General features: G+C 38.5%; 20 protein-coding genes. 6 read left to right on the forward strand and 14 right to left on the reverse strand.

Going from position 1 to position 22,644, the window contains the following annotated elements; translation table 11 throughout:
- Positions 1 to 466: 466 nt before the first annotated feature.
- Positions 467 to 790, reverse strand: a complete 324-nt coding sequence (locus ASE01S_RS05430) for a MerR family transcriptional regulator (protein WP_067839505.1) — start codon at positions 788 to 790, stop codon at positions 467 to 469.
- Between the two features lie 263 nt (positions 791 to 1,053).
- Between ASE01S_RS05430 and ASE01S_RS05435 the strand changes: the two genes are divergently transcribed.
- Positions 1,054 to 1,344, forward strand: a complete 291-nt coding sequence (locus ASE01S_RS05435) for a HesB/YadR/YfhF family protein (protein WP_067839507.1) — start codon at positions 1,054 to 1,056, stop codon at positions 1,342 to 1,344.
- Between the two features lie 139 nt (positions 1,345 to 1,483).
- On the opposite strand, the gene ASE01S_RS05440 is transcribed toward ASE01S_RS05435, so the two are convergent.
- The 3 genes from ASE01S_RS05440 to ASE01S_RS05450 all read right to left on the reverse strand — a co-directional run bounded on the left by ASE01S_RS05440 (position 1,484) and on the right by ASE01S_RS05450 (position 5,327).
- Positions 1,484 to 3,154 carry a formate--tetrahydrofolate ligase gene (locus ASE01S_RS05440; RefSeq protein WP_067839510.1) on the reverse strand — a complete coding sequence of 557 codons (1,671 nt, stop codon included), beginning with the start codon at positions 3,152 to 3,154 and terminating at the stop codon, positions 1,484 to 1,486.
- Between the two features lie 506 nt (positions 3,155 to 3,660).
- Positions 3,661 to 4,833, reverse strand: a complete 1,173-nt coding sequence (locus ASE01S_RS05445; protein WP_067839513.1) for an aminotransferase — start codon at positions 4,831 to 4,833, stop codon at positions 3,661 to 3,663.
- Positions 4,830 to 5,327, reverse strand: coding sequence for an Lrp/AsnC family transcriptional regulator (locus ASE01S_RS05450; protein WP_067839516.1), 498 nt, complete (start codon positions 5,325 to 5,327; stop codon positions 4,830 to 4,832). The genes ASE01S_RS05445 and ASE01S_RS05450 overlap by 4 nt, the downstream gene beginning before the upstream one ends.
- Positions 5,328 to 5,610: 283 nt before the next feature.
- On the opposite strand from ASE01S_RS05450, the gene ASE01S_RS05455 reads away from it, so the two are divergent.
- Both ASE01S_RS05455 and ASE01S_RS05460 read left to right on the forward strand, forming a co-directional pair.
- Entirely contained in the window at positions 5,611 to 6,420 is an 810-nt protein-coding gene (locus ASE01S_RS05455; protein WP_067839519.1) for a DUF2268 domain-containing putative Zn-dependent protease, read from the forward strand.
- A 96-nt stretch (positions 6,421 to 6,516) separates the two neighbouring features.
- Positions 6,517 to 6,771 (forward strand): hypothetical protein, encoded by a 255-nt coding sequence (locus ASE01S_RS05460; RefSeq protein ID WP_067839522.1) that lies wholly within the window; start codon positions 6,517 to 6,519, stop codon positions 6,769 to 6,771.
- Between the two features lie 86 nt (positions 6,772 to 6,857).
- Here ASE01S_RS05460 and ASE01S_RS05465 read toward each other — a convergent pair whose 3' ends face one another.
- Complete coding sequence (locus ASE01S_RS05465) at positions 6,858 to 7,445, reverse strand: DUF1836 domain-containing protein (protein WP_067839525.1); 588 nt, start codon at positions 7,443 to 7,445, stop codon at positions 6,858 to 6,860.
- Positions 7,446 to 7,581: 136 nt separating this feature from the next.
- Between ASE01S_RS05465 and trhA the strand changes: the two genes are divergently transcribed.
- A complete protein-coding gene (gene trhA, locus ASE01S_RS05470; RefSeq protein WP_067839528.1) occupies positions 7,582 to 8,229 on the forward strand; it encodes a PAQR family membrane homeostasis protein TrhA in 648 nt (215 codons plus the stop codon).
- Between the two features lie 286 nt (positions 8,230 to 8,515).
- On the opposite strand, the gene treR is transcribed toward trhA, so the two are convergent.
- The 5 genes from treR to ASE01S_RS05495 all read right to left on the reverse strand — a co-directional run bounded on the left by treR (position 8,516) and on the right by ASE01S_RS05495 (position 14,294).
- Positions 8,516 to 9,229, reverse strand: a complete 714-nt coding sequence (treR, locus tag ASE01S_RS05475) for a trehalose operon repressor (protein ID WP_067839531.1) — start codon at positions 9,227 to 9,229, stop codon at positions 8,516 to 8,518.
- Positions 9,230 to 9,266: 37 nt separating this feature from the next.
- A complete protein-coding gene (gene treC / locus ASE01S_RS05480; RefSeq protein WP_067839534.1) occupies positions 9,267 to 10,949 on the reverse strand; it encodes an alpha,alpha-phosphotrehalase in 1,683 nt (560 codons plus the stop codon).
- 333 nt (positions 10,950 to 11,282) lie between these two features.
- Complete coding sequence (gene treP, locus ASE01S_RS05485; RefSeq protein WP_067839537.1) at positions 11,283 to 12,719, reverse strand: PTS system trehalose-specific EIIBC component; 1,437 nt, start codon at positions 12,717 to 12,719, stop codon at positions 11,283 to 11,285.
- A 154-nt stretch (positions 12,720 to 12,873) separates the two neighbouring features.
- On the reverse strand, positions 12,874 to 13,221 hold the full coding sequence (locus tag ASE01S_RS05490; protein WP_067839540.1) for a hypothetical protein: 348 nt from the start codon (positions 13,219 to 13,221) through the stop codon (positions 12,874 to 12,876).
- A gap of 467 nt (positions 13,222 to 13,688) precedes the next feature.
- Positions 13,689 to 14,294, reverse strand: coding sequence for a YpjP family protein (locus ASE01S_RS05495; RefSeq protein WP_067839543.1), 606 nt, complete (start codon positions 14,292 to 14,294; stop codon positions 13,689 to 13,691).
- A gap of 369 nt (positions 14,295 to 14,663) precedes the next feature.
- On the opposite strand from ASE01S_RS05495, the gene ASE01S_RS05500 reads away from it, so the two are divergent.
- Positions 14,664 to 16,145, forward strand: a complete 1,482-nt coding sequence (locus tag ASE01S_RS05500) for an aminotransferase class V-fold PLP-dependent enzyme (RefSeq protein ID WP_067839546.1) — start codon at positions 14,664 to 14,666, stop codon at positions 16,143 to 16,145.
- A gap of 115 nt (positions 16,146 to 16,260) precedes the next feature.
- On the opposite strand, the gene ASE01S_RS05505 is transcribed toward ASE01S_RS05500, so the two are convergent.
- From ASE01S_RS05505 to ASE01S_RS05515, 3 genes are all read right to left on the reverse strand, one after another.
- Positions 16,261 to 16,890, reverse strand: coding sequence for a CPBP family intramembrane glutamic endopeptidase (locus tag ASE01S_RS05505; protein WP_083512024.1), 630 nt, complete (start codon positions 16,888 to 16,890; stop codon positions 16,261 to 16,263).
- A 665-nt stretch (positions 16,891 to 17,555) separates the two neighbouring features.
- A complete protein-coding gene (locus ASE01S_RS05510; RefSeq protein ID WP_067839552.1) occupies positions 17,556 to 17,744 on the reverse strand; it encodes a hypothetical protein in 189 nt (62 codons plus the stop codon).
- Between the two features lie 234 nt (positions 17,745 to 17,978).
- Positions 17,979 to 19,151, reverse strand: coding sequence for a TraB/GumN family protein (locus ASE01S_RS05515; RefSeq protein ID WP_067839555.1), 1,173 nt, complete (start codon positions 19,149 to 19,151; stop codon positions 17,979 to 17,981).
- Between the two features lie 463 nt (positions 19,152 to 19,614).
- Between ASE01S_RS05515 and gdhA the strand changes: the two genes are divergently transcribed.
- Complete coding sequence (gdhA, locus tag ASE01S_RS05520; protein ID WP_067839559.1) at positions 19,615 to 20,970, forward strand: NADP-specific glutamate dehydrogenase; 1,356 nt, start codon at positions 19,615 to 19,617, stop codon at positions 20,968 to 20,970.
- Positions 20,971 to 21,450: 480 nt separating this feature from the next.
- Here the strand turns inward: gdhA and ASE01S_RS05530 are convergent, their stop codons facing one another.
- The gene (locus ASE01S_RS05530; protein ID WP_067839565.1) at positions 21,451 to 22,002 is read right to left on the reverse strand and encodes an NAD(P)H-dependent oxidoreductase; all 552 of its coding nucleotides are present in this window, start codon (positions 22,000 to 22,002) and stop codon (positions 21,451 to 21,453) included.
- Positions 22,003 to 22,644 lie beyond the last annotated feature (642 nt).

Here is a 22,644-nt window from a genome sequence, read left to right on the forward strand (position 1 = left end):
TACTATCACTCCTTTTGTCAATATGTAGTTATTTTGACTTATTTTTTGGAAAAAGTCTCACACTTCAACAATAATTGACAATATTATTTTAACAGAGATCCAACGTTTCCAAAATGTTTTTAGTTCAAGATAATCCAAAATTAGATTAATTCTTAACCTAACCTCCTTTTATTGTAGAACAACATAGCCATTCGTCACTAAATAATGGGTAAGATAATAATAATATAAAAGCTTTTTTAATTCCTAAATCCTATTTAGTTTCCACAACAATCTAAAGGCCTAGGTCAAAATAATAATAGGCCCTTTACTATTCGACTTGTATTGTAAAACTCAGACAATTTAATTATAAGAAATGACCTTCATCCATATTAACACTTTCTCGTCTAAAAAAATAAGGCAAGCCTAAGCTTACCTATTCATCTTTCATGTAGTTTTTCGCTTTAGAATTACCCAGGTCGGACGATGATTAATCATTTTGTATTCCGAATCGGGCATTAATCTCACCTCGAAGTAATTCCTTTCGACCATGCCGCTCTTGCTTACGCTTCTTCCTAAGCATTTCTTGACGTATTTCAAATGTTTGTACGCCTTCTTCTCGTTTATTGGCAATATCCATTAAGTGCTCAACATCTAAAAATGAATACTTACGATTTCCTTTAGGAGATCGCTCCGGAAAAATTAATTTCCGCTCTTCATAATAGCGAATTTGGCGCTCTGATAACCCTGTCAATTCACTTACTACTCCAATTGTAATAACCTTACGCTCTTTATAAGAAGTTTCTTGGCTCATTTATCACCATCAGCTCCCCTGCGATACTCTTACTTTCATTATATCTTTAAGCTTGTTAGAATGCGATTCCTTTGTTAGATTTTCTAACAACTAATCATGTCATATCATTTACCAAGTGAACTTTACTCACATCAATTGGCGGTCTACCTCTTACAGAATATGAACGATTCGTTCCTTTTTATAACAGACGTTCAGCTAGGTAATAATTTGATTATTCGCTTTGCTAACATTTATTTGCTATATTAGAAGTAAGGAGGTATCACATGGAAATTACACTATCTCAACCTGCTGTCAACTGGCTTATAAATGAACTGGATTTAACAAATGGTGACTATCTTCGATTCTTTGTTCGCTATGGTGGCCATGGTGGGGAACAAGCCGGCTTTTCTCTTGGTATGACGCAAAACGATCTGCCTGTCGAGCCCCTAACCAAAACCATAATTGAAGGGATTACCTTTTTTATCGAAAAAAAAGATGGCTGGTATTTTAATCAGAAGAATTTACATATTAAATACTCACGTAAAAAAGATGAAATAGAATTTATCATAGCTTAGATCGAGATTAGGCCCTTAGATCAAAGCGTCTTGGCGTATTTCCTCAAATTTTATCGCGCTTCGCTCGGTAAAATTCCGTTGAATGAAGTTAAAACACGGTTACCATTAGTTTGTTAGGGGCATAATTAGCCCCTTTCCATTAAAACAATCCCAGCGCGCGACCGGTTTGATCAAGGTCCATATTCAAAGCTGCAGGCTCAGCTGGCAACCCTGGCATTGTTAGCACTTCCCCAGTAAGGGCCACAATAAAGCCTGCCCCTATCGATGGACGTAATTCTCGAATAGTCAAATTAAAATCCCGAGGTCTACCCAATCGTTCAGGTTGGTCTGAAAGCGAATATTGAGTTTTAGCCATACATACAGGTAGATTGGACCAACCATTTTGCTCAAATTCGCTTAACTGCTGTTTCGCCAAATCTGAAAAGATAACTCGGTTTGCACCGTATACGTTTTTAGCGATTGTTTCAATTTTAGCTGATAAGCTTGCTTCTAAGGAGTATAGTGGATGGTAATGCGGATGCTCACGATCAATTATCTTTACTAGCTGCTCTGCTAATTCAATTCCACCAAGTCCTCCATCTCCCCAGACGGTTGTCAAAGCTATTGGTACCTGATGCTGTTCACACCATGCTTGTATGGTCTTAATCTCTTTAGAGGTATCTGTAGTAAATTGATTCAATGCTACAACAAAAGGCAGACCAAATGACTGTATCGTTTCAATATGTTTAGCTAGATTATCAATTCCCTTTGACAAAGCTTGAACATTTTCCTGATCAAGTTGATTTTTTGATGCGCCACCATGCATTTTTAGTGCTCTAATTGTCGCAACAATAACCACAGCTTTAGGATCTAATTTCCCAACTCTTGCTTTGATATTTAAAAATTTCTCTGCGCCCAAATCTGCTCCAAATCCAGCTTCAGTCACAACATAGTCCGCCAGCTTACTTGCCATTTTCGTAGCAATAATACTATTACAACCATGAGCAATGTTGGCAAATGGACCACCATGAATTAGGGCTGGTACGCCTTCAATTGTCTGGACAAGATTTGGCTTAAATGCATCCTTCAGCAATAAGGTTAAAGCACCTTGATAGCCAAGATCCTTAACGGTAACTGGTGTTTGGTCATGCCTATAACCGACAACAATCTGTGCTAATCGTTCCCGTAAATCTTGATAACTTTGTGCTAGACATAGGATAGCCATTATTTCGGAGGCAACTGTAATATTAAATCCATCTTGTCTTGGTACCCCTTGCTTAGGGCCACCTAAACCAACGATTACCTCTCTAAGCGCACGATCATTTAAATCTAATACCCGCTTCCATGTGATTCGTCTTGGGTCAAGTCCGCAGGCATTGCCTTGAAAAAGATGATTGTCAATAAAGGCGGCTAGTGCATTATTTGCTGTCGTAATGGCATGCATATCCCCTGTAAAGTGCAGGTTTATTTCATCCATCGGCACAACTTGAGCGTAACCCCCGCCCGTGGCGCCTCCCTTTATCCCCATTACAGGGCCAAGCGAAGGTTCGCGTAGTGCAATCATTGTTTTTTTGCCGATTTTTTGTAAAGCCTGCCCTAAGCCAACTGTTACTGTGGATTTACCTTCACCTGCTGGAGTAGGATTAATCGATGTCACCAAAATCAAGTTACCCGACTTTTGTTCTTCTAGCCTTTCTAGTACATTTAAGGAAAGTTTAGCTTTATATTTTCCAAAAGACTCCCATTCATCATCCGCCAAATCCAATTGTTGCACAATCTCACGGATCGGCCTTAATTCAGCCTGTCTAGCAATATCTAAGTCTGTTTGCATATTTAACTCATTCCCTTCGCTAATATCGAACATTAAGTTGGCTAATTAATATAATTATTCGTCATTATAACATTATACCTAACATTTTTGTATTTTTTTATCGCAGTGTAACTGGCTGGGGCTGCGATTACTCGCCCCATCGAAGGGCTTTTGTAAGACGCCCACTTCAAGAAATAAGGGAACACGTCATTTCTAAGCGGGAGAGCCAACAGCCAGTAACGGCCCGATTGGTTCAACTAACGTTCAGTGGGTGGAGAAGAAGCTGACTAAGTTCGCGCGTCGTGTCGCAACGTCTGCACGAGCACATCCTATCCGTCGAAACCCCCACTGAACGAAGTTTCACTTTATGATTAGATTCGGAATTCAACGATTAATTCGCTTATCGGTTCCTAAATATCTATCACTTTTTTCATTGGCATTAAATAGTCTTCCTATGCCCCATTAGCACTTATCAACTTACCCTTTGAAAAAGAGGCACAGTCTCTGACTATGCCCCTCTACAAAATTTAATTAAATTGTTCCATAAAACGTCTAATACGTTTCATCGCTTCTGTTAATTGTTGCATCGATGTTGCATACGAACATCTCACATATCCTTCTCCACTTTTACCAAAAACATGCCCTGGAACCACGGCCACCTTTTGTTCATCAAGCAATCGCTCAGCAAATTGCTCAGATGTAAGTCCTGTCCCTTTAATTGATGGAAAGACGTAAAAGGCACCACCAGGCAGGTGACAAGGGAACCCAATATCCTGAAGCGTACGTACCACATAATTTCGACGCTGGCGATAACTAGTCTTCATTTCTATCACACTATCCTGCCCATTTCTTAATGCCTCTAGCGCCCCATACTGAGCCATCGTCGGTGCGCACATAATCGTATATTGATGGATCTTCGTCATCGCTTCAATAATCGCTTTTGGTGCAGCCGCATAGCCTAAGCGCCATCCGGTCATCGCAAAAGCTTTTGAAAAACCTGATATTAAAATTGTTCTTTCCTGCATGTTCGGTATTGCAGCAAAGCTTGTAAAAGGTTCATCATAAAGTAAATCAGCATAAATCTCATCAGAAACGACAATAAGGTCATGTCTTTGGGCAATCTGACCGATAGCAGCTAACTCTTCCTTATTCAAAGCAGCACCAGTAGGGTTATTTGGACTACAAATTAAAATCGCCTTTGTTTTACCTGTAATGGCTCGTTCAATATCTTCAGGTTGGACTTTGAAGGCATGTTGCTCGGTTGCTTCAACAATAACCGGTTCTCCGCCAGCTAGCTTAATGGCTGGTACATAGGAAACAAAGCTTGGTTCGATAACAAGCACCTCATCACCAGGATTAAGGATTGCTCGAAAGGCAAGATCGATTGCTTGACTTGCCCCTACCGTAATCAAGAGTTGATCTTCTGGTCGATAAGCTACATGGTATTGCTTTTCAAGGAATCGACTTAATTCTTGTCTAAGTTCAAGCAAACCTGCATTTGCCGTATAAGCGGTATACCCCTGTTCCAAAGAATGATAGCTTGCTTCAATCACATTCCATGGGGTAACAAAATCCGGCTCCCCAACACCTAATGAGATAACATTCTCCATCTTCGATGCTAAATCAAAAAAACGTCTAATGCCCGACGGTTGCAATTGATTAATATGATCTGCAATATAGTTATAGGATTGATCTATCATGGTGTCACCATCATTCTTTTATCTTGGTCATCCCTCTTATCGAACACGATGCCATCATGCTTATACTTTTTCAATACGAAATGCGTTACCGTTGACACAACAGAATCAAGTGTTGATAATTTATCTGAGACAAAACGACTAATTTCCATCATCGTCTGACCCTCAATTGTAATCGATAAATCATATGCACCACTCATCAAATAAAGGGCCTTAACTTCTGGAAACCGATAAATACGTTCGGCTACATGGTCAAAGCCTGCTCCACGTGTTGGAGTAACTTTAACTTCTATCATAGCAGTAACGCGTTCATCCTTTAACACTTTAGCCCAATTAACTAACGTTGAATAACCTAAAATTGTACATTCTTCTTCTAGCTTTTTCATCATAAGCTCAACTTCTTCAGCTGTGAGCTCCATCATTTTGGCAATGGTTTCTGTACTTAAACGACCATTTTTCTCTAATATTTGCAACAATTCAATTTCTTTCTGTTCCATCCACTCACCTGCTTTTTAATAATAAGATTTATGTCATCTCAAATCCGCCTTGGTGCATTTGCGCCCAGATTTTATCGAGCTTCGCTTGATAAAATTCCGCTGAAAATCTGTGGCATTCATCTCACCACTTCTAGAAGTTAGAGACTTCTGCTGAATGAAGTTAAATTATTCTCTATCGTACTACAATAGGCGAGTTACGTAAATAGCTTTTTGGATTAATGTCAACGATTAACAAACCGAATCATAGCTTATTGTAAATCAATTAAAATAGGAGCTGAATATGATGATTATCCAAGTGGAAACAATCCTCACAAGCTATTTACAAAGCTCACCAGAAGATAAAGAACAGTTGCTTATCCACCAATTAGAGTACTTGATTGAACCGCTGCTTAAGCCCTATACACATCAGGATTTACTCTCCATTCATAATGAATTGCTGCACTATGGCTTATTTCCTCCAGAGCAAGTTGATACCTTGATAACCGAAGCAAACATTGATTGGTCATTCATTCAATCTGTTGTTGAGCAAACCTTAAATCAACTAAGTAAGCAGTGGCAACAGCCTTTGCCCCCTACCATTATTCTTCCGGCGAATTTAGATTCTCACATCATCACAGAACAATTCCATGGTGTCACAGGGGCAATCATTGATCAAATACTCTTTATCTTCGTACAGCCTCATCATTCAATCGAACATGTAAAAGCCGTTGTGATTCATGAATACAGCCATTACTGTCGGATTAATCAGCTTAAGCTTGATCAACTAACGCTTAAAGATTTAATTGTCCTCGAGGGATTAGCGGCAGTAGCTGTTGAACATAGCCTACCACACATTACAGATCAGTTCATTTATCAAAAATTAACTGACGATCAATTTAAGTATTACTGGAAAAAGAGGTTTGAGCCTTATCTCGACTATCCCATTACTCATCCGATCATTGACCAATTAATGTATGGGATGGATAACAATATTAGCTTTCTCGGTTATCAAATTAGTTTACATCTACTAAAAAAGGGGGGTGAGCAATCGCCTCGACCATTTAAAGAATGGCTTTATTTGCCCACTCAAACGATTATTGAATCGGCAATTTAATTAAAACTAGACTATTATCCTCATCACAAAATTAATAGTTATCATACCCTATAGTATCGACTTAAATGTCGTATTATTTCTGAAAGGAGCTAACTTATGTCCCACTACCAATATTGTTGTCAGAACATTGGCCGCCCTGTATTGATTCGGACGGTAGATGGTCGAGAACACCGTGGAGTAATCAGCCGTGTGACAAACTCCCATGTGTACTTAACACCACTACAAGCCAGAGAACGAGGTTTAGGCTTCGGTTTCTATGGATATGGCTACCCTTGGCGTCCAGGTTTTGGTTGGGGAGTTGCTTTAGGAGCAATTGCCACAGTAGCTTTGCTTCCATTCTTTTTCTGGTAAGAAAGGTTAAATTTCTCTCTATGTAGGAGCATTTTTCAATAGGGGAACATCCTAGTTTCCCCTACTGAAAATGTGACGATGAACCATTATTCTTTTTCTTTCGATTGCTGACCTTCACTAATTTGATCAACTAGTCGTTCAGCTAATTTTCGATACATATTACTGTAATGGACAAGCGAGCTAACCATTAAAAGTTGTTCGATATAAGCATCAGATTCATTCTGCTTTGTTAACTGCTGGTTAATTAGTCCGGCTAAATCAACAATATCCTGTTTAAAATCATTGGACTGCTGCTCCAATAAGGCTGTATAACTCTGATAAATCTCTGCTAAATCAATGTCTTCATTGACTATTCTAGCATTTAATGTTGAAAGCATCTCCTTAATATCATTGATTGACAAGGCTCCCTTTAATTGATAGATAAGCTGAATCAGAATAATATGTTCTTTTGAATATTTTTTATTTTTAATTGGAAAGAGCAGTTTATCCTTTACATAATTATTAATCATCGTTTTAGTCATAACCTTCTCGTTTTCATCACGCTTTACTCTCTGATGCGTTTGTTCGAATAACTGGGTAACTTGATCCATATAAAGGTCTAAACCAGGAATATCCGCTAATTCAATCCAAGTATCTTGATGCAAAGCTACCAGTAATTCCGCTAAGTTTGACATGATAAACCCTCATTTCTTTTTTATGCTAGCTTAATTATAGCTTAACCAGATCTAATCGCAAAGTTGACAGATCAAGTAATTCCATTTATTATGATATGTAGTATTGATAACTACATGTTGTTATAGGGGGATAATAATGAATCGTTATATTAGAGAGCCCATCAATGGCTTAACCCATTTAGTTGGTGCCATTCTTAGTTTTATTGCTTTACTTGCCATGACCATTAAAGCTTCAATGAATATTGGAACAATCAGTGCGATTTTGTCGGTTATCATATTCGGCATTAGTATGATTTTACTTTATTCTGCGTCTGCAACCTACCATATGGTAGTCGCACGCGATCATATTATTGCTTGGCTACGCAAACTCGATCATGCCATGATCTTTATGCTGATTGCTGGGACTTACACACCATTTTGTCTTATTACATTAAACGGCCCGGTCGGATGGAGTCTATTAGCTATCATTTGGCTAACGGCCATTAGCGGTATCCTGTTTAAGTTGATTTGGTTTACTTGTCCTCGATGGCTTTCTACCGTCCTGTACATTGTAATGGGGTGGATCATTGTCGTTGTTGCTGCACCTCTGTTAGCTAATATGGCAAAGATGGGGGTTTTCTTGTTATTAGCAGGCGGGATTGTCTACACTGTTGGTGGTATTATCTATGCAATAAAACCACGTTGGCTCAACTTAAAGCATATGGGCTTCCATGAAATCTTTCACCTTTTTATTTTAGCAGGATCACTCCTGCATTTTATCAGTATTTACTATTATGTTCTTTAGCAAGCTGTAGTTAGTTCGGTCTGACTTCTGTAATGGGCGTACATTATTGTTTTACTGGCGAATATGCAGGACATTTATATATTTCTCCCCTCTTCACAAATAGCACAATATGTTCTTAGCAAGCGGGAGAATAAATGAGAAGAGAGCTTTTAATGCTCTTCTACCTAAAGCAGGTCAACAGACGCTCACTCCTTACTTTTAGCCATAAATAAATCGCCTATTTTTTTGAATTTGTCACTAAATCAAATTCTAAAAAGATAAGGCGATTTTTCTGCGTCTAGCATGGCTATTGATGTCGTCTAGCAAAATCAACAAACCGAAAACGGTCGGGGCGGTGTCGTGATTCAGTATACTGAAACAGTGTAGCATCATCGAGATAAACAAAGTTCTTAATCACAACAATATTCTGGAAGCCTTCCAACTGAAGAAGCTCTCGATCTTCAATGGTAGGTTCTTCAACTGTAATTTCTTTTTTAGCAAAGCTAATGGTTAAGCCTAACTCACCTTCTAAATAAGCATAAATAGAGTCTTGACAAACAGCTTCGGTTAACTCTGGTACACAACTTGCAATTAAGAAATCCTTATCCAGAATAACACCTTCACCTGCTAAATCTCGCGTTCGGATCACACGCCAAATGTTATCATCTGCCTTTATTTGCAGCTGTTTTTGGATATGACGGTTTGGTCTGATTAAGCTTAAATCATGCACAACAGTGCGAAAATCTTGTTTTAATTTCTCTGAAAGCTCTTTAAAGCTAACCAATCCCGAAACAGGAAAATCAAACTTATTTCTTTCAATAACTAAGGATCCCTTACCTCGTACTTTCTGGATATAACCATTTTGCGAAAGTAAACTTAACGCTTTGCGAATCGTCTCCCGTGAGGTTTGGTAGTAATCCTTTAGTTCGTTCTCTGAAGGCAGAAACTGACCCACTTCCCAGTTGCCAGCTTCGATCTGCTCTGCAAGTTCTTGATAAATAATGAAATACTTATTCTTCATATCACAGCAACGTCCTCATTCTGCAGCAAATTTATGACTAAGCTTTTACATGATAAACAACTGACTCATATGGACGTAATTCACCTTCAAAAACCGTACCTTGTTGATTTTGGTAATTACTAATTAGTACTTCGGTATGGCTTATTGACTGCTTTAGCTCTGCACGAATATCATAACGTGTCGTCTCTGGGTAAAAATTATTTAAAACAATGAGTTGTTCATCACCAGCTTGTCTTACATAAGCAAAAATAGCATGATGCTGTGGTAAAATCAACTGATAATTTCCCTCTGTAATAATCGGATGCTTTTTCCTTAACTGAATCAGCTTTTGATAATGGTAAAAGATTGAGTCAGGATCAGCTATAGCACTCTCGGCATTAATCGTCTGATAATTATCTGCCACATTAATCCATGGTGTGGCGTCTGTGAAGCCTGCATTTTCACTACTATTCCACTGTACTGGTGTTCGGGAGTTATCTCGTGACTTTTCTTTGAGAATGGCTAGAATTTCTTGCTCAGGCATACCTTCTGCTTGTTTGATGCGATACATGTTGAGCGACTCCACATCACGATATTGATCAATTGAAGAAAAGTTAGGGTTAGTCATACCAAACTCTTCTCCTTGATAAATAAAAGGTGTTCCTTGCATCATATGCATTGTAGTGGCTAGCATTTTAGCTGATTGGTTATGGTAGATCTGATCATCACCAAACCGAGAGACTACTCGAGGCTGATCGTGGTTACACCAAAATAATGCATTCCAGCCCCCACCTTGATGCATACCAACCTGCCATTTCGATAAAATCTGTTTTAATGCCTTGAAATCAAATGGAGCGATCGTCCATTTTTCACCATTTGGATAATCAACCTTTAAATGATGAAAGCTAAACGTCATGTCGAGCTCTTCTCGTTCTGGTTTTGTGTATTTAATACAATTCTCAATTGATGTTGAAGACATTTCCCCAACTGTGATTAGCTCTTTTCCTTTAAATACTCGCTGATTCATTTCATGCAAATACTGATGAACTTTAGGACCATCTGTGTAAAATTTTCGACCATCACCTGGAGGAACAGAACCGTCATCATTAGGAAAGGATTGGTCCTTAGAAATAAGATTGATCACATCTAGCCTGAAACCATCGACACCTTTATCAATCCAGAAATTCATCATACGATAAACTTCATCACGCACTTGTTCATTTTCCCAGTTAAGATCGGCTTGCGATACATCAAATAAATGCAGGTAGTACTGATCTGTTCCTTGATCATATTGCCACGCACTTCCACCAAATTTGGATTGCCAATTGGTCGGTTCAGCGCCATTATTACCATCCTTCCAAATATAAAAATCACGATATGGACTTTTCTTGCTTTTTAATGACTCTTTAAACCAGCCATGCTCTGTGGAGGTATGGTTAACCACAATATCCATAATAATCTTTAAATCCCGTCGATGGGCTTCAGCTAAGAGCTGTTCAAAATCATCCATCGTACCATATTCCCGGAATATTTGATAATAATCTGATATATCATAACCATTATCATTCTGAGGTGATTCATAGATAGGTGTCAGCCAGATCACATCTACCCCAAGCTCTTTTAAGTAGTCAAGCTTTTCAATTATTCCATTGATATCTCCTGTACCGGTTCCAGAAGTATCTTTAAAGCTTTTAGGATAAATCTGATAAACAACAGATTTTTTCCACCAAGGTTGTGTCACTCTTTCATCCCCTTATCGCAGTTATTTTCTCTAGATAACCATCTAAATTCAAATGCCTTGGCGTACGTCCATCCAGATTTTATCGAGCAAGCTCGATAATTTTCCTTTGGAAAATCTGTGTGGCATCCACCAGAGGCTTTATCTTTTTTCAGCAGAGGTTTGAGCCCCGACTGAATGGAAGACAAATATGGGCATTCATCTCACCACTTTTAGAAGTGGGAGACTTCTGCTAAATGAAGTTAAAACTAGCTGTACAGCATGGCTAAAATAGTAACAACCATCTCAACCAGAATGATCACTGGATAAAATGGCTGTTACTTATTCAATCTATCATTATTTTCCTAAACGCTGGTATGCATTTTTGCCCATTTTTGTTTGTGCTAATAACAGTGTTAAAACAACTGGGACAACAATGGCTACCGCCATAGCAACAAAGAACATCATAATGTGGGCGGTTTGAATCGATAGAAAACCAGGGATACCCCCAACGCCAATTGAGTTTGCCATAACCCCGCTCCCTACTGAAATCACACCTGCTATACCTGAACCAATCATAGCGGCTAAAAAAGGAAAGCCATATTTTAGATTAATCCCGAACATTGCCGGCTCTGTAACTCCCAGATAACAGGATATCATAGCCGGAACAGACACTTGTTGTTCTTTTTCATCTCTACGATTCAGCCAAATCATCGCTAGAACTGCTGAACCTTGCGCTATATTAGATAGGGCAATCATCGGCCATAGGTTTGTTCCATCGAATTGCCCCATAAGCTGTAGATCAATCGCATTAGTCATATGGTGCAAGCCTGTAATAACAAGAGGTGCGTATGCAAAACCAAAGACAGCTGCAAATAACCAGCCTAGTGCTGAAGTTAGGCCTGCATAAACAATATTAGAAATCCAGTCACCGATCACCCAACCAATTGGCCCTAGCACGACATGAGCAATTAAAACTGCTGGTAATAGAGCAAAGAATGGTACAAAGATCATGGAAACCACGTTAGGAATGACCTTACGCAAACCGATTTCTAAATAAGCTAATACAAAACCAGCCAGCATTGCTGGAATAACCTGTGCTTGATATCCGATCATATCAACAGTTGCAAAACCAAAATCCCAGAATGGTATTTCTGCTGCCTCAGCGACACCGTATGCATTTAATAATTGCGGAGAAACCAGTGTTAAACCTAATACGATACCGAGGATTTGGGTTGTGCCCATTTTTCGTGTAATCGACCAGACAATCCCTACAGGGAGAAAGTGAAAGATGGCTTCACCAATTAACCATAGAAATGAGTGAACACCTGCCCAAAACTGTGAAAGCTCAATCAATGCTTGGTCATTATTCGGCCCAAACTCAGCTATATCGCCGATGACGTTACGAAAACCTAGAATCAGTCCTCCTACAACAAGCGCTGGAATAAGCGGTGTAAAAATTTCTGCAAGATTAGAAATTAAGCGTTGTAAAAAGTTCATGTTTCGCTTAGCTGCAACCTTTGCATCCTCTTTTGATGAATCCCCTACTCCAGCAATATCCGTAAATTCATTATAAAATGTGGCGACCTCATTCCCAATAATAACCTGGAATTGCCCTGCATTGGTAAATGTCCCTTTAACCATATCCATGGCCTCAATCTTCTTTGCGTCAGCTTTACTATTGTCGTTTAAGACAAACCGCATTCGTGTTGCACAATGGGTAACAACCGAAATATTGTCACTACCCCCAACAAGCTCTAACAGCTCTTTAGCTGAATCCGTATATTTAGCCATTTTTTTACTCCTTTCTCTTGATCAAAAGTATGATACAACAACATAACAAGAATAAGTGCTTAGGACAACTTGTATATACAAGTTCCTGTTTGCGTTTTCATTCTAACTTGTATATACAAGTTAGTCAAGAGAAAAATAATAATATTTGAAAATGTTATTCAAATACAGCTCGATCTACATATCCATCAGCATTGTGAATTTCAGTAAGGACATGATTAAAGTCGTGTTCACTCACTTTAAAACTTAAAACCGTTCGGCGTTGCTCACGATCATCCTCTTCACCAATAATTTCCTGATAAGCCGCTAAAGATATAGGTCCTGCCATAGTTTGTGGGGCATCCGAAGCCGTTGAACCTGTCTGAATATACGGAACTACCAAGTGATCCATGCTATTATGCTCAATATGATCAAGCATTATGTTTTCTGTATCATATTTATTTAACTTGCTTCGAAGATTTTCCGCTTCGTCTTCATTTCGCAAATATACCTGAACTTCTTTCATTATCCGCACCGCCTTTACTCAATTTTTAGTGGGTTCATGTTAGTTTTTCCCGATAATTTTAAAATCAAACATACAATGATGTTGTTCTAGTAAGCAAACACGACACTCAAAGCCTGTTAAATACCTGTACTAATAAAGTAAAACTTCGTTCAGTGGGGGTTTCAACGCATAGGATATGCTCGTGCAGACGTTGCCACACAACGTCGCAAACTTAGATAGCTTCCTCTCACGTTAGTTGAACCAATCGGGCCGTTACTGGCTGTCGGAGCTCCCACTTAGACATGACCTGTTCCCTTATTTATTGAAGGGGGAGCCTTACAAAAGCCCTTCGATGGGGCGAGTAATCGCAGTCCCAGCCAGTTACACTGCAATAAATAACTCAGCCCTTCTACATCCCAGCAACATATAATACTTATTATTCCCCTGCTGGGCAAAAAAAAAGAATCCAACGTCTGCTGAATTCTTTTTTACCCCATCCATTTCGGTGGTGTATTTTTACTCCAATATACTTCCCCAATTGGGTAATGTGTTTCAAAGTGATCTTCAATTGTATGGTAGTGAAAGTTAAACCAATATCCTTCTAACGGTCGATTATCACGTCTAACATGAAATTTAGCTATAATTTCATCCTTGCCTTCATGATACAAATCAAATATCTTTTCACCATATCCAGGAATAGCCTGTTCAATTAAAAGAATACGATCCTGATCATCAAGCAAATAGTCTTCAATTAATGTGGCGACTACATGATCCATTAGCGGCAAAATTTCCTGTTGGACTTCTTGATCGACTTTACTTAATATTCTTGGTCCCAACTTCTCAATAGTCGTATGCCTTGCCTGTGTAATAATTTGATCGATCGGTCTACTTTCTGGAATTTCAACTGTATCGAATAAAGGAGTGGTATGATCATATGTTTGTTCACTAGAATTAGTGTCCGCTTGTTTCTTTGGTGCCTCAACTTCCTTATTGTCCGACTCAGTATGAGCATCGAGGTTAATAGCCGGAACATATAAACCTAATGTCATCACAGCAATTGTTGCGACAAACAGTTTTTTCAACCAAAGCTTCAAGATCTACCACCTCCTAATCTTTAATGCTAATTATCTCTATTTTACCGATAATTTAGAAAGTTGTCTATTAATAAAAGAGATCTGTAATCAATTTGACATCTTATCAATTTATCAACATTCAGATTTTTTGCTTGGCCAGGTGATCAGGCTAGTATCACTCACGCACTAACGAGACATAGCCCAGTAATGGCATGTGCCGATCTGGAAATCGACATTAATCATCCTATCAATTGGGCTTCTTCTTCATACAATTGAGCAGGAGCAAAAAACAATAGATCCACAAATTTTGATCGCCCCACTTTTCCTATTTCAATAAACGTTGAAGCAGAATCCTACATATGATAACCATATAGCAAATGAGGTGATAAAATGAGTCAAACTAACCAAGATCTTGAACACTACTTTAATACGTTTCGCAAACAGACTATTGGTATAGACCAAACGATACAAACACCTTATGGACGATATCCACTCATTTATATGGATTGGACAGCAAGTGGTCGCTTGTATCGACCAATTGAAAAAAAGATGATCGAAGTTGTTGGACCTTGGATAAGCAATACACATACAGAGCACAGTAGTACTGGTCAGCTTATGACAGAATGCTACCATCATGCTAAGCAAATTATCAGAGCCCATGTTAATGCGTCAGAAGATGATCTAATACTCCCGGTCGGTTCAGGAACAACCGATGCACTGAATAAGCTTCAGCGGTTAATTAGCATTCGTGTACCTGCTTCATTAAACCAATCATTTTTGCTAGAGCCTGAACAACGCCCTGTCATTTTCACCTCATTAATGGAACATCACTCTAACTATTTATCGTGGTGTGAAACAATTGGCGATGTTGTTGTTATCCCATTAACAAAGCATCACCAAATTGACCAAGAACAATTAGAACATGCCCTTATCCGCTATCAGGATCGGCCAGTTAAAATTGGAGCATTTACAGCTTGTTCAAACGTCACCGGCATTCAAACGAATTATAATCAGCTTGCAAAACTAATGCATCAGTACAATGGGCTTTGCTTTATTGATTTTGCGGCTTCCGCGCCTTATGTACCGATTAATATGCATCCAAATGATGAACTTAGTTATTTAGATGGAATAGCTTTCTCTGCCCATAAATTTCTCGGTGGACCTGGGGCTTCAGGTATTTTAATTGTTAATCGGCATTGTTTAACAAATGATGTACCAGATCAACCGGGAGGCGGAACGGTCCTTTTTACTAACAAATGGGGAGACTATCAATATTTACATGACATCGAAGCAAGAGAAGATGGGGGAACACCCGCTATTCTTCAGACGATTCGAGCCGCATTAGCTATCCAACTCAAAGAGAAGATGACTACAAAGTTGATCGACAAACGCGAACAGGAAATGATGCAATATTTTTTACCAAGATTAGCCCAGATCAGAGACATCAATATTTTAGCCTATCCAGTACAAGCAAAACGGCTAGGTATTATTTCTTTTGTTGTTAAGGGTAAGCATCATCATCTCATCGCTAAGCTATTAAACGATCGTTTCGGGATTCAAGTAAGAAGCGGCTGTGCCTGTGCGGGTCCATATGGACACAGCTTGCTAAATCTATCAAAAGCCTACTCTAATAAAATGGTTGAAATGTTCAAAAAAGGGGATCAATCGTTTCGCCCTGGATGGATACGCATCTCTCTACACCCTATTATACAAAATCAAGAGCTAGACTATTTACTATATGCACTCCAAAATATAGTCGAACATTATGATACATGGGCTATCGATTATCACTATGACAAACATTCAGACAAATTTAGTCATCGTTTTTCAAGTCAAAATCCTTCTTTAATTCGAGCTCTATACGATGAATAATTAATAATAAATACAAAAGCAGCCCAAACCCCAGCCAAGCGAAATAAGACTTGTTGGGGACGGGTTGCTTCATGAACATACCGTTTACGATAACGTTTTACAATTTTTGTTCGAATTACATGACAAAAGAAAGCAAACTATATGTTGCCAAGCTATTCCAAGCCATATGCAATAGAATGGACATCCACAAGGTCTTTGTTTTGTCATACAATAAGGTAAAGACAGCTCCCATTACTGTTGCGGACAGGATATGTCCTGGATGAAGTAAACCAAAGGTAAGCGAAGCTAACAATAAAGCAAAGAACTTAGCTGTTCTTGTTTTTAAAAAACCAAAGATAATGCCTCGAAACAATATTTCCTCTAATATAGGTGCTGTAAATACAAAGGCGATAACTAAAAAGAATAGATGAATACCATTTAACTCCATTTGATCAAGACCGAAAAGTTCGATTTGACTCCCAGCTATTTCCCATTTAAGAAGATCAATAATGACCCATTGTGCCACATATATTACGACAAATGCCACAATAAGGAAAAGGTAGGAGTGCCATTGCTTTAATGGCTCGGTGGTAAAAGCACGACTTAAAAATGATCGGACAGATCGATAAAAGAGCAAAGCAATAGCAAAACTAAGTGCATCGAACAAAGATAAATACTGGGTCATCATGATGACATCCTTTAAATGCGTTCCAAGTAATAAATCAGTAACTAATACAATTAAAGACAGGACAAAGCCTATCGCCATCGTTAGACCTAAATAAGATATGATAAATAAAATGAAAGTCGTCCAAGTTAAGCGGGCTCCTTCATGCTCTCCTTGTACACTATGTTGTTTTTGTTGATATGAAATGAATGGATCCTTTTTTTTTATCTGCCTCTCCTCTCACACTTTAATTACCGCCTTTGGTACTCACTTGTTCAATAAAAGCTAAATAGATTAGCTAGTGGATATCAATTTTAAACGAGTATTTTGAAAACACCACTGTCCACCTTGTGGTATGTCAATCACCTTCAGATAAGGGATAGTTTTATTGTTATATTAGTGCTAGTTTGAATCTTTAAGTAGCAAAGTCTTACTCTACTTCACTAGTCCATCGGTCAAAAATAAGTATAGTCATTAAAGCATACTTCTTTTTGAGTACGATTATTCATATTCGCAAACGTCATTCCTCTGACTTACGATAAAGTGAAACTTCGTTCAGTGGGTTTCGACGCTTAGGGTGTGCTCGTGCAGACGTCGTCGCGAACTTAATCAGCTTCCTCTCTCCCCCACTGAATGTGAGTTGAACCAATTGGTCCGTTACTGGCTGTTGGATCTCCCACTTAGACATGACGTGTTCACTTATTTCTTGAAGTGGGCGTCTTACAAAAGCCCTTTGATGGGGCGAGTAATCGCAGCCCCAGCTAGTTTCACTGCGACAAAATGGCAAATGCCATAACGCCAAGTAAATAGCCGATGCCCGTTCCTATCGAAACTGTATATACAAGCAAAGCAGGGTTGATAAATATACCCAAAATGACACCAATCGCACAACCAGACATCATTCCTAGAGGAATTAAGCTATCTTTTAAATCTGTGGTGACTCTTAACTTTTTCATAGACCGATGCCTCCTTCTATCCCTAATTAGCCTTTTCGTCATTTGGTAAACTTTTTATCATTATAACTTTTTCAGCCGAACTTTATTAAGCTTCTTTTGATAATGTCCGGGTGCAAATACGCTAAGCCTTTTTAATTTCTATAGAATCCAATAGAAAAAGATGAAGTATATAGCGCTACAACTCCATCTTTATTTGAACATTTATTCTATAACTATTCCATCTCAATCCGAACATTACAAATTATTCATAAAAAGGCGGACAATATCAGTCCCAGCGATAATTGTACCTAAGGTACTGCCAAGGTTTGCTAACACAACTACTAACAAAATACGTGTTACTTTATTTTGCCAAAAGCCTTTTATCGTATGGACATCATGATTTAGCTTTTCAAAATCTGCCACCTGTGGTTTATTGACATAAGCCTGGACAAAACCAGCAAACCAACCTGCAGCCATTAAAGGATTCAAGGAGGTAATAGGCGCGGTTAGGAAGGCTGTTAAAAACACAAGTGGATGGCCTAAAGCTAAAGCGACACCTAGTGCTGAAAACGAGCCATTCCATAATAGCCAACTTAGCATTTGTTGCCAACCTGCAACTGGATTTAGATAGAAGGTAGCTAATATCAGTCCAATAATCATAATTGGGATTGACCAACCAATTATTTTCGGCCATTTCGGTTTAGGTGGAACAGCATTTAGTTGAGCCAGATCATGCTCCTTAGCTAGCTCTCTTTCTATCCCCGGCACATGAGCAGCACCTAAGACAGCAACAATTTTTTGCCCTGGGGCTCGTTTTATTTTTTCAGCTAAGTATTGATCCCGTTCATCAATGAGCGGCTTTTTCAGTCGGGGAAAATGCTCAGTGAATTCATTCAAAATACTATTGATTGAATCCTGATTTTTCATATTCTCTAATTCTTCCTCAGTGATCGATTCATTTGAGAAAATTCCAGCAGCTACTTGCGTCAAAAGAAGCATCTTCCCTTTAAAGCCTACACCATGCCAAATCCGTGCGAATGTAATCTGAATATTACGGTCAGCTAGGACTAGCTTAGCCCCATGTTCCTTAGCAGATTCAATACCTTGAATCATTTCCTGGCCTGCTTCAATATTAAATTGTTTGGCTATTCTTTTTTGAAAGGATGAGATCGCTAAATTCATTAGTAACAATGTAGCTTTTTTTTCCTTAATGATTTTAAATATATCTGTATTCTTCCATCGGTCACCATCCATAATCGATTGATAGCGCTGTTTGTCCAATTCAACACAAACCGTATCCGGTCTTTCGGCATCAATGACAGCCTTTACCTGCGCCGCACTATCTTTGGATACATGGGCGGTTCCAATCAAAATCAATTCCTTGCCATTATGCTCAATTCGAGTTATATATTGTTCATTTTCAGCCATTAACGTACCTTCCTTCAAAAATTCTCTAATTCCTAGTATAACTTAATTGTGAGTGATTGAATAGAAATAACCTACAGTGAGACGACGGCAAATCCAAATCCTTCTTTTATTTTAGCTCAAGACTTAAAGTGGATCTAACATAGTTAAAGCTATATCACAAATAAAGAGGTGAATGAAAGGTTCACCATTGTTAGACAAGCTTACACAAAAGCAATCGAAACCAAAATGAAAAATCTCACCTCTTTATTAATGCAATCACATATAAGTATGAATCCATCAAAAATCAGTATTATTATATTGATTCAATGATAAAATTGCCTCAACACAAGTAAAACCAATCTATCTAAGTGATTAATTTAATGTTTGTTTTATATTGTTATATTTTCTGACATTAGCTAAACTTAATTGTATTCGTTAAGTTTCTAAATTATTTGATAATTTAGGAAAGGAAGGGAGACACACGATGTCACATCAAGTTGCTGTCGATTATGTTAATCATGTCTATGAAACCGTCACAAAACGGAATCCTAATGAAACAGAATTCCATCAAGCGGTTAAGGAAATATTCGATTCACTCGTACCCGTCTTTGATCAAAATCCTTCTTACATTGATCACGCTATTCTTGAACGAATGGTTGAACCTGAACGTATTATTTCATTCCGTGTACCGTGGCTAGATGATGAAGGTAAAATTCAAGTAAATCGCGGCTTTCGCGTTCAGTTCAACAGTGCTATCGGTCCTTATAAAGGTGGCTTGCGCTTCCACCCATCTGTTAATGCGAGTATTATCAAGTTCTTAGGCTTTGAACAAATCTTCAAAAATTCTTTAACTGGTCAACCTATCGGTGGTGGAAAGGGTGGTTCTGACTTCGATCCTAAAGGAAAATCAGACAATGAAGTCATGCGTTTTTGCCAAAGCTTCATGACCGAGTTGTCCAAGCATATCGGACCTGACACAGATGTTCCTGCTGGTGACATTGGTGTAGGAGCTCGAGAAGTGGGTTATTTATTTGGTCAATATAAAAAAATCCAAGGCGGTTATCAAGCTGGTGTTCTTACAGGAAAGGGCTTAGGATTTGGTGGTAGCTTAGCCCGAACTGAAGCAACTGGCTATGGAACAGTCTACTTCGTACAAGAAATGCTCAAGGATAAAGGCGATAGCCTTTCAGGCAAAACCGTTGTCGTATCTGGTTCTGGTAATGTATCCATTTATGCAATGGAAAAAGCACTTGAACTCGGAGCGAAAGTGATTGCTTGTAGTGATTCAAATGGGTATGTATATGATCCAACAGGCATTAAACTCGATACCGTAAAGCGGTTAAAAGAAGTAGAACGTAAACGGATTAAAGCCTATGTTGATGAACATCCTGAAGCTGAGTTTCACGTTGGGTTTGAAAATATTTGGACGATCCCTTGTGACATCGCACTGCCGTGTGCGACACAAAATGAGCTTAGCGAAGCATCAGCTAAACGTTTAGTAGAAAATGGTGTTATTGCAGTAGCTGAAGGTGCTAATATGCCTTCAACATTACAAGCGGTCGATGTTTTCTTAGAAAACAAAGTATTATTCGGCCCAGCAAAAGCTGCCAATGCTGGTGGAGTAGCCGTATCAGCATTAGAGATGGCGCAAAATAGTGCACGTCTTTCATGGAAATTTGAAGATGTTGATGAAAAGCTCCAAGAAATCATGAGAAATATCTACCATAATAGTATGCAGGCGGCTGAAAAATATGGCAAACCAGGAAACCTAGTTGTAGGTGCAAATATTGCCGGATTTTTAAAGGTAGCAGATGCCATGATCGCCCAAGGATTAATATAAGTTTAATCATATTTGCAACCAAATTTTATCGAGCTTCTCACGATAAATTTCCACTGCAATCCTGTGGCTTCCGCTGGAGGCCAGCCGGGGTTCGTTACCCACTGAATGAATAACAAATTAAGTGAAACTTCGTTCAGTGGGGGAGTCAAATAAGCATTCATCTCACCACTTTTAGAAGGGGGGGATTTCTGCTGAATCAAATAAATAGCTCCCCTTAAGGTAGACAGGTTAAAAAATAAAAATCTGTTTACTTAAGGGGAGCATATCACTCTGAAGGGAAGCCTTTTATTTGCGGCTTTTTTTCTAAACTTCCAAAAGCCTTCACAACAAATAGCCTATATAATAGAGCAGTCGAATGCTCTTAGCCTTTTTACACCCATAAACTAGTCGAGTCAGCCTCTTTTAAAGTAAGGATAAGTAATCAAAATTGTCCTTTGCTGATTATTTCATGACCCTTTCAAACCAAATCTGATTAGTCACTTATAAATCAAAGACCTCCTCCAAATGTTGATCTAACAGGACAAGTCCTTTTTTAATGTCAGGTTCTCTAACTACATTATATAGCGCAAATGTCTTTAAACGACGCATTCCGATGTAGGCTTGCATTCGATGCAAATGGAAAAGTGCCTCATCAAGGGATCTTCCTTCGAAAAATCCGCCATGTGTAGCAAACTGATCTTCTGGAGCACTCCACGTTGTGGATAGCATATAAAATTTGTCTGTCAGTAATCCACCTTGTCCATACCGATCTTGGCGCTTATAAAAGACGCCTGATTTTAACACTTGATCAAAGTATTGCTTGAACTTCCCTGGGATACTAAACCAAAAAATTGGTGTTTGATAAATAACACAATCGGCCCAGATAAATTTATCTTGCTCCTCAGTAACTAAATAACCTTGATCAACATAAGTAACCTTGACCTGATACTTTGCCGATAAACGCTTCACCATATGCTCTGTTATCGTTTTGTTTAGTAGCCCTTGACTATGCGGATAATACTGGTGACCATTAATAATAAATATACGTTCCATTTTCTCACCACCCTACTCTTATTCATACTAATTCAGCCTATGTTAAACATGGCTTGAATATGTTTTTTTAAATTACCCACTATATATATCGGAATTATGTGCTATAATAAAAAAATATAATAATATGGAGTGATTGCTATGGATCGAATTCCTATAATTGATCTTAGAAGTGGAATAACCATTATTGTTGCTATTATTGTTGGGATTATTTTTATCTGATCAGTACCAACCTGACTTTGAATGGAAGTGGTGACCTTAGTCGTTCTACTTAATCCACCACTTTCTTGAGCTAATGACAACATACATATTATTGCAAGACTACTAATGCACAATTCGTCACCAGACAAAGCGTTATTAACCTAAACACCTATCACAACTAAAGCCACAGCCATGCCCCAAAAATAGAAGTAGACCCCCAGATAAATGATTATCAAGCATGCTATCAATATCTCGTATTCTCCAGCTAATCACTCCTAATGAAACTAACTCCCCTTCTTGAACAATTAAGCGAGTTTACTCTCTATTTCCATAGCTCTATCGCCATAAAAAGCAACCGATTGCACAATTGGCGCTGATTTAGCTTGGTAGCACAAGTATTATAGTTACGGCTATAATAATCACTAGATCCACTGTCTTTTACTA

This window comes from Amphibacillus sediminis NBRC 103570, assembly GCF_001552275.1.
GTDB classification, from domain to species: domain Bacteria; phylum Bacillota; class Bacilli; order Bacillales; family Amphibacillaceae; genus Amphibacillus_B; species Amphibacillus_B sediminis.